This window comes from Rothia sp. HMSC061C12, from assembly GCF_001815755.1.
GTDB classification, from domain to species: domain Bacteria; phylum Actinomycetota; class Actinomycetes; order Actinomycetales; family Micrococcaceae; genus Rothia; species Rothia mucilaginosa.
In genome coordinates, this window is sequence record NZ_KV821867.1 from 1 (window position 1) to 11,922 (window position 11,922).

Here is an 11,922-nt window from a genome sequence, read left to right on the forward strand (position 1 = left end):
CCTGCTGGCGGTCGAACCATAGCCAAATCCTTTCTCAAACATTTGCGCTGCTTGTTTCCGAAGCAAACGGTCGTGTCTTATTCCCAGATGCACGGACATGAAAAGCCTCCTGTTTCTTGGACTTTATTTTCGTTGTCCAAGAAACGGGAGGCAGTTCAACCCGTGACCGGGGCTTTCGCCTCCTCAAAAACTTACGTATAAACGCTATGCGAACAGTGCTATGCAAACAGTGCGCGGATCTGATCCTCACCGGCAATGGTCGTGATGAAGAACAGCTCGTCGCCGCCCTCAATCGCCACGTCGGCACTGGGCGGGATTGGCGCGCCGTCACGCAGGATCGCGGTGAGCACCGTATCAACGGGCCACTGCACGTGATCCACGCGGTAACCGATGACGGGGTGGTCATCCGGCACGGTGTACTCGGCGAGGGTCGCGCCGCCAGCCTGCAGGGTCAGCAGGCGCACCACGTCGCCGACTTCCACGGCTTCCTCGACGAGGGCGGTCATCAGGCGCGGGGTGGACACGGCAACGTCCACGCCCCAGGAGTCATCGAAGAGCCATTCGTTACGCGGGTTGTTCACGCGCGCCACGGTGCGCGGCACACCGAACTCACTACGCACCAGTAGGGACACCATCAGGTTTGCCTTGTCGTCACCGGTTGCGGCAACGACCACGTCCGCCTTGTTCGGGTGTACCTGGCGCAGTACGGACAGCTCGCAGGCGTCACCGATATGCCAGCGCACGCCGGGCAGGTCGGCGCGCTTCTTGGCTTCGGGCTTGGAGTCGATGATGGTCACGTCGTGGCCGTTCATCATGAGTTCTTTAGCGATGGAGGCACCCACGGAGCCGGCACCAACAATGAGGACCTTCACTTACTTCTCACCTTTCGAGGAATCACGATGGCGGCCGATGAGTTCGAGGGGGTCGGGCAGCTCCGGGGGAGTGTCACCGAGGTGGAATTCATGCTCGATAACGGGGCCGTCGTTGTGCTTCTGTTCGGCGGGTTTCTTCGGGGCGTGGGGGTACTTGCGGTGGCCGGATGCGGGAGCGTAGTCCGCTTCCATTTCTTCGTCTTCGACGCGCGGCGGGCGGGAGAGAATACGGGTTACGTCCGCAACGTCGTCGGTGCGCATCATCACGTGCACGCTATCGCCCTGCTGGTAGGCGGAATCGGGGCGGGGGAGCATGCCCTCACCAAAGCGGGTGATGTAGGCGATGCGCACCCCGGCGGCACGTTCGATGCTGGTCAACGCGTGGCCAGCCCAGCCGTCGTCGAGCGGAATTTCGGTGAGCATGAGGCGGCCCGAGGGTTCACGGAAGTCGCCCTTGAGCGCCTGCTCGGGCAGCAGGCGGCGCAGCACCTGGTCGGTGGACCAACGCACCGACGCCACCGTAGGAATACCCATGCGCTGGAAGAACTCGGCGCGGTTCGGGTCGTACACACGCGCCACAACATTCTTCACCTTGAACATTTCACGCGCCACGCGGGCGGCAATAATGTTCGAGTTATCGCCTGACGAGACGGCGGCAAAAGCGTACGCCTCGGTAATACCGGCACGCTTGAGGGTGTCCTCATCAAAACCAACACCGGTAACCAGGCGGCCCTCAAAGCCCTTACGCAGCGGCTGGAAAGCACGTTCGTCCTGGTCAATGACGGCGACCGTATGCCCCGAAGCTTCCAGAGTGCGCGCCAGCATGACGCCCACGCGTCCGGCACCCATAATGACGAAGTGAGGCATACATCCCTCCGAGTGTTGATGTTTTGTGTCGATAAGGCGTTACCGCCTACCTCTACCAGTGTAATGGGCGGGTGAGCCTCCGCGCCGATGCCCCGTGATATTCCGCTCGCAATGCCCACTATTCGGCTGAATAAAATTGAGCTTTGAAGCCGCGACCGATAGCCTTAACAGCGTGAGGAATCGTTGGGATAGGATGCGCATCGCCCTGACCGGTCAGCCGGTCAGCACGCGAAATCTTTCGGCAGTCGCGCTGCCGAAGCGCTACGCCCTGCCTCTTTTCGGTGCCGACGGCATCTCTTCGGTCGCCTACGCCGCCGACCAGATGATTTTGACCCTTGCCGCCGCGGGTGCGTCTGCGCTCGCTTTTTCGCCCTGGATTGGTTTGGGTGTGGCGATGGTGGGTCTGCTGGTCATTGGCACGTACCGCTACAACATTAATCAGATTGCTTCTGAAGGCGATATTCAGCTGGTGCACCGCAAACTGGGTGCGCTGCCGTCGATTGTGATGGGTGCATCCTCGCTGATGGACTATACGCTCACGGTGGCGGTGTCGATGTCTTCGGCGTCCTCGTTTTTGGTGGCGTTGTATCCGCAGATTCAGGATTGGCGCACGCACATTGCGGTGCTACTCATTGTTGCGCTGACGTTGTTTGCGCTACGTGGCGTGCAGTTGCTGGGCAAGATTGCGTACTGGCCGCTGTATGTTTTCTTGGCACTGTTGGGAGCGACCCTCATTGTGGGTTGGATTCGTGCCGCGACGGGTACCTTGCCGTTGGCTGAATCGGCGACCTACGTGATTGCCCCCGAGCTCGAGACCCACTCGCTGGAGGGTCTGGCGCTGATGCTGCTTCTGGCGCGTTCTTTCTCCGCCGGCTTGGTGGCGTTCTCGGGTGTTTCTACGATTTCTAATTCGGTGAAGTATTTCCGCCGCCCGAAGAAATATAACGCGGCGGTCACCATGATGCTGATGGGCCTGATTACCTCGGTCCTGCTGGTGAGCCTGCTCGGTTTTGCGGCGGCAACCCGCGTTCACATGGTGCACGATACGACCCGTTTCTTGTTCATTGACGGGCACACGCCGGGGGAGTACTTCCACCAGAAACCTGCGCTGTACCAGGTGGCGTTGGCAATTTATCAGGGCGTGCCGTTCTTCGCGCAGCTGCTGGTATTCGCCACGGTGGGCGTGCTGATTATTGCCTCGCTGACCGCGTTTACGGGCTTCCCGGTGATTGCTTCGTCGCTGGCCGACTACCAGTACCTGCCGGTGTTCTTCCGCAGCGTGGATTCGCGCGGCCTGTACGCGAACGGTGTGCTGGCGCTGTCGGCGATTTCGATTTTCCTCACCACCGTTTTCAACTCGGACGTGTACTCACTGATTCAGCTGTACATCGTGGGCATGTGCCTGTCGATGGTGCTGGTTCAGCTGGCGGTGGTGCGCTACCGCATGCGTCTGCTGCGCATTACCCTGGCGCAGATGCCGCGCCGCGCCCTGCTGCGCGATATTGCGGTCTCTGCGGTGGGCGTGATGGTGACCGCCGCGGTGCTGGTCATCGTCGTGGTGACGAAGTTCGCCGCCGGTGCGTGGCTCTCCCTTGGAATGATTGCCCTGATGGTTGGAGGTATGGTTGTGACTCGCCGCCACTACGATGCGGTGGATGCCGCCCTGGACATCCCCCTGAACGCTGAATCCGTTGCGGATGTGGCGGCCCTGCCTTCGCGTGTACACGCCATCGTGTACGTGGAGCGTGTGCGCCGCCCGGCGGTTCGCGCCCTGTCCTATGCGCGTGCCGGTCGCCCCTCCACGATTGAGGCGCTGACGGTCAACAACGACCGCGCCGCTCTGGAAGTCGTGAAGAAGCGCTGGTATGCCCTGGGTATTCCGGTGCCGCTGTCGGTGATTGATTCGCCGTACCGTGACACCGTGGAGGCGGTCGTCTCGTATATTCGCCGCCGCCGCAAGAAGTCGCCCCGCGATATTTTGGTGGTGTACCTGCCCGAGTTCGTGGTGGAGCACTGGTGGCAGCGTCTTCTGCACCGCCGTACGGTGCGCCGCCTCAAGCAGGCGCTTCTGCATGAGCCGGGCGTGATGACCGCGACCGTGCCGTGGGCGATGCACGAGGACGAAGTGTATGACGAGATCTTTGATCAGCGCCTGCAGGGCAAGGACTCAGCTGCCAATGATTCGACCGCAGAGGCTGCTGACGGTTCTACGGCGGCGGTCGCCCCGAACGTGACCCGTTCTGCCGGTGGCGGCCGCGAACTGATTCAGAGCAACCGCCACGCCGTGTACCGCGGTCGCCTGCACGAGGCGGATGCTGTAGCGCGCGAGAAGAAGCGCTAGCCGTAACGTTTGCCCGGCGCTCAGCATAATTGCCCTGCGCCCACATTAATTGCCCAGCCCGGTCATTGGCCTGTGATGTGCTTGAGCACCCCCACATAGCGCCTGGACTTTGCCCTTTACGTCCTATTCGGCACCCCTTGCGGGGCGTCGGAATCGGAGTAAAGGTACAAACCGGTGTAAAATAATTCACATTAAGTGATTCTTTAGGAGACAATGCTGTGACTCACCCTGCTACCACGCCTGCCGCCTCCAACAACGTAGACGGATACAGCGTCGGGCAGACCCTCACCGTCACCTGTGAGGCTCCCGCGCACGGCGGCGCCTTCGTAGCGCGCACCGAACAGGGCGTCATCTTTGTGCGTCACGGCATCGTCGGCGAACAGGCTGAAGTGCGCATCACCGCGATTGGCCCCAAGCGCCGCTTCTACTTCGCGGACGTTATCTCCGTACCCGTACCCTCCCTGGCACGCCGCCCCCACCCCTGGATCCAGGCGGATGCGCTCGCCACCGAAGAGGAACGCGCCGCCGCCACCGGCGTACCCGAACTGCTCGGCGGCATGGAGTACGGCCACATCAACCTGGATGAGCAGCGACGCTACAAGACTGATATCGTCCGCACCCAAATCAACCGACTGGGCGGTCTGCCCCTCGAATCGCCCCTGCTGACCAACCTCATGGTTGAAGAGCTGCCCCTGCGCGATAACAACGAGGGCCTGTCCTGGCGTACCCGCGTGCGCTACACCGTGACCAAGGTCCGCGCGCACGATAGCGAAGAGAAGAACGGCGAGCAGAACAGCGGCAAGAAGAACCCCGCCGTCACCTGGCGCGTCGGCATGCACCCGTACCGCGCCTCCCAACCCGTACCTGTCATCGACTTTCCCCTCGCTGCCCCCGAACTGCGCAACCTGCAGCTTGAACAGCTGAACCTGCGCGGCGTGCGCGAAGTCGAGGCGACCGTCTCCTCCCGCGGCAGGGTCCTGCTGCAGTTCATCGTCGACCCCCGCTTCTCCATCGAAGAGGTCGCCAAAGACATCGAACAGCAGGCATCCGACGCCTGGGGACTGCTCGCCAAGCGCAAGATTTCACTGTTCTTCACCCCGCAGTCCACCTCCAACGGCAAGCCCAAGCGCCGCCGCCCCGGCTCCTCCCACAGCCCCTACCGCCGCGTACCCGAAGGCGACCAGCTGCTCGGCGCGGGCCTGCGTTCCGTCACCGAAGAAGTCACCTTCGGCTCCCGCCGCTTCAGCTACCAGGTGTCCGCCGGCGGCTTCTGGCAGATTCACCGCGCCGCCCCCTCCACCATGGTCGGTACCATGCTCACCATGCTCCGCCCGCAGGAAGGCGAATGCGCCCTCGACCTGTACGCTGGCGCGGGCCTATTCACCGCCGCGCTCGCGGACGCCGTGGGCGCAACCGGTACCGTCGTCAGCATTGAGGGCTCCCCGGTGACCCATAAGGATGCGCGCTCGAACTTCGCGCCGGATGGTTGCTCCCGCACCGAGAACTCTGCGGACACCCGCATTGAGGTGATTCGCGGCGATGTGGCACGCCACCTGGTCGATTTGAAGACCGCCCTTGAGTTTGGCGAAATCCCCGCTATTGATGCGGTGGTCCTTGACCCGTCCCGTGAGGGCGCGAACCGCACCACCCTGGAACGCCTGGATGCGCTGGACCCCAAGCGTATTCTGTACGTGGCGTGCGACCCGGCATCCCTGGGTCGTGACACCGGTATTTTGCGTGAGCTGGGCTGGGACATGGTGCAGCTTCGGGCGTTTGATATGTACCCGAATACGCATCATGTGGAGTCGGTGGCGCTTTTTGAGCGTGCCCCGGCGAAGCCTCGTCCGCGCCGCCGCCGCACCAAGTAGCGCGCAGCTAGTAGCCGTAACAAAGAAGCAAATAATCGCAGTGTTGGGCGGGTTGGTCTGTTCACCAGCCTGCCCACTAGGGGTTATTTCAGGCCGTTTTCTCTCAACCCGGTGCGTCTTGCTCTGCGGGCGCATAAATCTGCTTTTTGGCACCGTAAACGGTAGAATCATTGAAGAACCAACGCACGGAATGAGCCGTGCCCCGACCTTGAGGAGTGTGGGTGTATGTCCGCTGAAAACGCATTGCCGCAGGAGGAGACCCCGAATAGCGCCGCCGGTGGCGCACCCACCGCCGACTACAGCATTGGCGACGGTGCCACTGCCAAGTTGCTCCCGGGTATTCAGTCCCCGGCGGACCTGCAGAACCTCAGCTACGAGCAGCTGGAGGAGCTCTCTAAGGAAATCCGCCAGTTCATCGTAACGAATGTGTCGGCGACCGGCGGTCACCTGGGCCCGAACCTGGGCGTTGTGGAGCTGACCCTTGGCATTCACCGTGTCTTCGAATCTCCCAAGGACAACATTCTTTTCGACACCGGCCACCAGTCCTATGTGCATAAGCTGGTGACCGGCCGTCACGCGTTTAAGACTCTGCGCCAGAAGGGCGGCCTGTCGGGCTACCCGGATCGCGGCGAGTCTGAGCATGACATTATTGCGTCTTCGCACGCCTCCAGCTCGATTTCGTGGGCTGACGGTATTTCTCGCGCGCACAAGCTCAACGGTGAAGATGACCGCTACACCGTGGTCCTCATTGGTGACGGCGCGCTGACCGGCGGCATGGCGTGGGAGGCTGTGAACAATATTGCTGCCGACCGCACCCGCAAGGTCGTGATTGTGGTCAACGATAACGGCCGCTCCTACGCGCCGACCATTGGCGGTTTCGCGAACCAGCTCTCTGAGCTCAAGCACGGTGTGCAGCAGCAGGTGGATCGTGTGCGCCTCGATCACCGCTACGACAATGCTCTGGATGCGGTGCGCATCGGTCTGCAGCGTGGCGGCCCCGTCGGTCAGATGGTGTACCGCGGCCTGCACGGCATGAAGGCGGGCATTAAGGACGTCGTCGTACCCAAGGGTATTTTTGAAGACCTGGGTATGAAGTACGTGGGCCCCATTGACGGCCACGACCAGCAGGCTGTGGAGAACGCACTGACCGCGGCGAAGAACTACGCCGGCCCGGTGATTGTGCACGCCATTACCGAGAAGGGCCACGGCTACGCGCCCGCCCGCGCGAATGAGGACGACCAGTTCCACGCGGTGGGCCAGATTGACCCGCTGACCGGTGAGGATGTTTCGACCAGCACCTCCGAGTCGTGGACCGGTGTCTTTGGTCGCGAAATCGCAGATATTGCGGATGAGCAGGAGAACGTCGTCGGTATTACCGGCGCGATGCTGATTCCCGTGGGTCTGCGCGAATTCCAGAAGCGCCACCCCGAGCGCGTTATTGACGTGGGTATCGCTGAGCAGCACGCTGTGGCGATGAGTGCCGGCCTGGCGTACGGCGGCATGCACCCGGTGGTTGCCCTCTACGCTACCTTCCTGAACCGCGGCTTTGACCAGCTGCTCATGGATGTTGCCCTGCATAAGGCGGGCGTGACCGTGGTGCTGGACCGCTCCGGTATTACCGGCCCGGACGGTGCAAGCCACCACGGCATGTGGGATTTGGCGATGCTGCAGTTCATTCCGGGTCTGCACCTGGCGGCTCCGCGTGATGGTGCGACCCTGCGCGAAGAACTGCGTGAGGCTGTAGCTATCAACGACGCACCGACCGTGATTCGCTACCCGAAGGGCTCCGTGGGCGAGGACATTCCCGCCCTGGAGCGCCGCAGCGACGGTGTGGATGTGCTGGCACGCACCGGTGAACCCCACCCGGAAACCGGTCAGCGTGACGTGCTGTTCGTTGCTGTGGGCGCTATGGCTCGCGTGGCTCTGGAAGCGTCCAAGGTGCTTGCCGCCGAGGGTATCCAATCCACCGTGGTTGACCCGCGCTGGGTGATGCCGGTGCCGTCTTCAGTCATTGAGCTGGCTCGCGATCACCGCATCGTGGTGACCATTGAGGACGGCGTGCGTTCCGGCGGTGTGGGTTCGCGCATCCGCCAGGAAATGCGTGCGGCTGGCGTGGATACCGCGCTGAGCGAGCTGGGTCTTCCGGCGGAGTTCATTCCGCACGCTTCCCGCGAGCAGATTCTGGAAGAGGTCGGTCTGACCGCGGAAACCATTATCGCGGACCTGCGTGCGCAGCTGGCTGGCGATAAGGTGCCGTTCGCTCGTGAAGAGGGCCAGAAGCCGCGCCACACCCGCTAAACGGTCGTACCTGAGATGTGCTGCCTAAGCTTCTCTCAGTAGCGCGCCGCAATAGTAGGCATCAGTAGCGGGCACCATAAGACAGCACAAAGCCCCGCCCATCGATTGTGATGGGTGGGGCTTTCTTACACGTATTCTGAACTGCCGGTTTAGGAGTTGCCGGTGCCGCTAACGAAAAGCTTGCCGCCCTTCTCCTGCACCGGGTAGCTGGCAAGGGGTGACTCCGCGGGGCCGTGCACGACCGAGCCGTCAGCTACAGCGAACTCGGAGCCGTGGCAGGGGCACACGATGCGGTTGGAATCCTGCACCTGCACCTGGCAGCCCTGGTGGGTGCAGACGGTGCTGAACGCCTTGTACTCACCCGCGGACGGCTGGGAGACGATCACGGTCGTGGAGCCGTGGGTCAGTCGTGCCGCTTTGCCCACGCCCACTGCGGAGGCGGAACCTACCTCAACGGTGCCTTCGGGCGCGGTAACGTTGGAGTCACCTTCAGCGCAGGAGGCGAGCAACGCACCGGATGTGACGGCGCCGGTGATGAGGGTTGCGCGGCGGGAGAAGACGCGCGCAGAAGAATCAGTTTCTGTGGTATCGACTGCGGTGTCGACGGTTGCAGATTCAGTAGCAGGGGAGGCGCATGCCTTCTGAGAGCGGCAGCATCCGTTGGGTGCGGGCATGGTGGTTCCTTTCGTGTACTCTCTCCACCCTATGCCGGTTTGGGACAAAAATCGAATGAGAGCAGGCTAAGCTTGGTTCACGTTTGCACCGGAGACAAACTGCTGAGGCAAAATACCGGGACAAACTACCGTGTCAAACTCCCGAGGCACAAAAATGCCGGTCGGGTGGTCGCATCAGCAACACACCCAACCGGCACACACATCTATTCAGCGTTAGAGAAATCTACCCCAAGTGGCGGGCAAAAATCGGCGCAATCACGGGGGCAACCAGACCCGTCTGCCACGAACGCGCACCGTACTCGGCGAGTGCATCCCGCAGGGTCTGCTCGTCAAAACGAGCCGGCGGCTCCCAGCAGAGGCGGCGAACATAATCGGTCGTGATCAGGTTCTGCGCCGGAATGGTCAGCTTCTCCGACAGCTCATCAATCGCCTGACGAACCTCGGTGAACAGCGCCAAGTTCTCGGGGCGCTTAGACTCCCACGCCTTCAACGGCGGCGGGGCAGTCGACGGCAAAGTGAACGGTACAGCGTTCTCACCGCGTGCCGCCGCAGCAATAGCACGCACCCAACGCGGTCCCTCACGACGCAAACCACGCGTCTGAAAACCAGGGATCGCCATAATAGCGGGCACGTTACGCGGCATGGTGCGTGCCGCCTCCACAATCGCAGAGTCGGGCAGCAGACGCTTCGCGTCAACGTCCTTCTTACGCGCCAGCGAGTCACGCTCAAGCCACAGGTTACGCAGCGCCGTCAGCTGCTTGACCGAACGCAACATCGTGCGGCCCTTCGTCTTACGCCAACGCTCCGGCTGATCCGTCGGATCTTTCACCGGGGTCTTGCACAGGTACTCGAACTCCTCCAGGGCGTACTGCAGCTTACCCTGCTGGCGGAGCAAATCCTCCAACGCGTCACGCAAATCAATGAGCACGTCAACGTCCAGCAGCGCATAGTTCAGCCACGACTCCGGCAGGGGACGGCGCGACCAGTCTTCCTTCGAGTGCTTCTTCGCCAGCTTATAGCCGAGCAGCTCCTCAACGGTCGCACCCAGGTTCACGCGCTCCAGACCGGCAAGACGCGCACCAAGCTCCGTATCAAACAGACGGTTCGGGCGCATACCGAGCATGTCCAGGCTCGGGAAGTCCTGAATTGCGGCGTGAATAACCCACTCAGCATCCGCCAGAGCATCGTTAATAATGCGCAGATCCTTAAACGCCTCAGGGTCAATCAGGTACAGCTGATCTTCACGCTTAAGCTGCACCAAAAAAGCACGCGAACCGTAGCGGATGCCCTGGGCACGCTCAGTATCAACAGCCACCGGGCCGGACGCCGCCGCCAACTGCTCAGCGGCACGACGCAGACCGCTCTCAGTGGTGATGAGAGTCGGAATCGGTGCGGAAGGGGTCTCCAGAGGAACAACGTCCGGAACTTCGATACCGTTAAGGGTCAGCTGAGGGGTGCCTGCGGCATTCTGTTCAGCTGCGGTACTCATGCACTCAATCCTTTTCCTCTGCCTGGTTCGACGCGCCCATACGATGGGCCAAATGCCCGGGTAGGCGTACGCCCGAGCAAACATGAGCCCGGGCGGGGTGACGTGCCCGCGAAGGCACTACGCCATTCTACCCGCCCGAGCTTAAAGCCTCGAATTTAGAGAGACTCACAATAAGGGGTTCACCTGCGTGCCTGCTGGGGGGGGGGTATCGCCGGGGTTTATTCGGCGGATTCCGCCTCGTCAACCGGAGTATCACCAGGCTGTGCTTTATCAGGCGCGGCTTCACCAGCCGGGGCCAGCGTCAGACACACCGAATTAATGCAATACCGCAAATCCGTGGGAGTCGGGTAGCCCTCACCCTCAAACACGTGACCCAGGTGCGAATCGCAGGCGGCGCAACGCACCTCCACGCGGCGCATACCGAAGGTCGTGTCCTCCAAGTAACGCACACGGTCCTCAGCCAGCGGCGCGAAAAACGACGGCCAACCACAATGCGAATCGAACTTCTGATCGGAACGGAACAGCTCCGTACCGCAGGCACGGCAAGAATACACACCCTCCGTGTGAGTGTTCCAGTACTCGCCGCTGAATGCGCGCTCGGTGCCGCCCTCACGCAGAACAGCGTACTCTTCAGGCTTGAGCACTTCACGCCAGTTCTTGGCGATAGCACCCACGCCGGGTAGCGAATTGCCCATCATGACTCCTTCAGTTTGCTCTCATGCCCAGGCTCTTACGGCATATGTAACGCCGCGGCCGGGCGGATTATTCCCGCTACGCGCGGACTAAGCACGGATGTCAGCGTACTTGCCGTTGGTGAGCTTCAGCAGGTCGTCCGGGGCGAGCTCAACGTCCAGGCCGCGCTTACCGCCAGAGACCATGATCGTGTCAAAAAGCTGCGCAGACTCATCAAGCAGGGTGGGGGAGGGGGTCTTCTGGCCCAGCGGAGAAATACCGCCCACTACGTAGCCGGTGCGGCGCTCAGCGACCTTCGGGTCGCACATGGAGGCGCTCTTCCAGCCGAGGGCAGCGGCGGCAGCCTTAATGTTCAGCTTGCCAGAGACCGGCACAATCGCGACGGCGAAATCCTTCTCGTGCACGATCAGCAGGGTCTTGAACACCTGCTCCTCGGAGGCGCCGAGGTTCTTCGCGGCCTCTTCACCGAAGGAGGTGACGCCCTCAACGTGCTCGTATTCACGCATCTGGAAGGGGGTGTTCGTCTCGGTCAGCAGTGCTACGGCGGCGGTTGCTGCGCCGCTCTTCTTACCTTTAGTTTTCTTAGCCATACAACCATTTTACGGAAGACGCCATGCGCCGATACCTATGCGCCGAGAAGCCACATGTGTTTCGAAAAGCCACTTCTTTGGTGGCTTCTCGAAACACATGTGGCTTCTCAAAGGTTATGGGGTTATTTCAGTAGCCCTTTTTCCTTCAGCTGCTCTTGAGAAAGCGAGCCAACGACAGTCCAAAATCCATCTGAATATTGGAGAATGTAAGCGCCGCTATCGTCCCCCTC

At 61.6% G+C, this 11,922-nt stretch carries 9 protein-coding genes; 3 read left to right on the forward strand and 6 right to left on the reverse strand.

The features are described 5' to 3' along the window. Positions 1-218 precede the first annotated feature (218 nt). Positions 219-872 (reverse strand): potassium channel family protein, encoded by a 654-nt coding sequence (locus HMPREF3055_RS04575; RefSeq protein WP_070593496.1) that lies wholly within the window; start codon positions 870-872, stop codon positions 219-221. Continuing rightward, a complete protein-coding gene (locus HMPREF3055_RS04580) occupies positions 873-1,739 on the reverse strand; it encodes a potassium channel family protein (protein ID WP_070738275.1) in 867 nt (288 codons plus the stop codon). It lies immediately after the preceding gene. Between the two features lie 193 nt (positions 1,740-1,932). Between HMPREF3055_RS04580 and HMPREF3055_RS04585 the strand changes: the two genes are divergently transcribed. The 3 genes from HMPREF3055_RS04585 (at position 1,933) to dxs (ending at position 8,246) form a co-directional block, all read left to right on the forward strand. Continuing rightward, positions 1,933-4,080, forward strand: a complete 2,148-nt coding sequence (locus HMPREF3055_RS04585; RefSeq protein ID WP_049357629.1) for an APC family permease — start codon at positions 1,933-1,935, stop codon at positions 4,078-4,080. 218 nt (positions 4,081-4,298) lie between these two features. Next, positions 4,299-5,948 carry a class I SAM-dependent RNA methyltransferase gene (locus tag HMPREF3055_RS04590; RefSeq protein WP_049352952.1) on the forward strand — a complete coding sequence of 550 codons (1,650 nt, stop codon included), beginning with the start codon at positions 4,299-4,301 and terminating at the stop codon, positions 5,946-5,948. Between the two features lie 225 nt (positions 5,949-6,173). Continuing rightward, positions 6,174-8,246 carry a 1-deoxy-D-xylulose-5-phosphate synthase gene (dxs, locus tag HMPREF3055_RS04595; RefSeq protein WP_083318009.1) on the forward strand — a complete coding sequence of 691 codons (2,073 nt, stop codon included), beginning with the start codon at positions 6,174-6,176 and terminating at the stop codon, positions 8,244-8,246. Positions 8,247-8,395: 149 nt separating this feature from the next. Here dxs and HMPREF3055_RS04600 read toward each other — a convergent pair whose 3' ends face one another. From HMPREF3055_RS04600 to ybaK, 4 genes are all read right to left on the reverse strand, one after another. Next, on the reverse strand, positions 8,396-8,920 hold the full coding sequence (locus tag HMPREF3055_RS04600; protein WP_070604678.1) for a Rieske (2Fe-2S) protein: 525 nt from the start codon (positions 8,918-8,920) through the stop codon (positions 8,396-8,398). Between the two features lie 223 nt (positions 8,921-9,143). Beyond that, positions 9,144-10,409 (reverse strand): HRDC domain-containing protein, encoded by a 1,266-nt coding sequence (locus tag HMPREF3055_RS04605; protein ID WP_049345141.1) that lies wholly within the window; start codon positions 10,407-10,409, stop codon positions 9,144-9,146. 218 nt (positions 10,410-10,627) lie between these two features. Continuing rightward, a complete protein-coding gene (msrB, locus tag HMPREF3055_RS04610; RefSeq protein ID WP_070604679.1) occupies positions 10,628-11,104 on the reverse strand; it encodes a peptide-methionine (R)-S-oxide reductase MsrB in 477 nt (158 codons plus the stop codon). A gap of 87 nt (positions 11,105-11,191) precedes the next feature. Then, complete coding sequence (gene ybaK / locus HMPREF3055_RS04615; protein ID WP_005506356.1) at positions 11,192-11,692, reverse strand: Cys-tRNA(Pro) deacylase; 501 nt, start codon at positions 11,690-11,692, stop codon at positions 11,192-11,194. Positions 11,693-11,922 lie beyond the last annotated feature (230 nt).

Excerpts from the sequence above, each read along its gene's own strand:
- HMPREF3055_RS04580 (WP_070738275.1), bottom strand. The coding sequence starts at position 1,739 with ATGCCTCACTTCGTCATTATGGGTGCCGGACGCGTGGGCGTCATGCTG.
- dxs (WP_083318009.1), top strand. The coding sequence starts at position 6,174 with ATGTCCGCTGAAAACGCATTGCCGCAGGAGGAGACCCCGAATAGCGCC.
- HMPREF3055_RS04600 (WP_070604678.1), bottom strand. The coding sequence starts at position 8,920 with ATGCCCGCACCCAACGGATGCTGCCGCTCTCAGAAGGCATGCGCCTCC.
- msrB (WP_070604679.1), bottom strand. The coding sequence starts at position 11,104 with ATGGGCAATTCGCTACCCGGCGTGGGTGCTATCGCCAAGAACTGGCGT.
- HMPREF3055_RS04585 (WP_049357629.1), top strand. The coding sequence starts at position 1,933 with ATGCGCATCGCCCTGACCGGTCAGCCGGTCAGCACGCGAAATCTTTCG.
- ybaK (WP_005506356.1), bottom strand. The coding sequence starts at position 11,692 with ATGGCTAAGAAAACTAAAGGTAAGAAGAGCGGCGCAGCAACCGCCGCC.
- HMPREF3055_RS04605 (WP_049345141.1), bottom strand. The coding sequence starts at position 10,409 with ATGAGTACCGCAGCTGAACAGAATGCCGCAGGCACCCCTCAGCTGACC.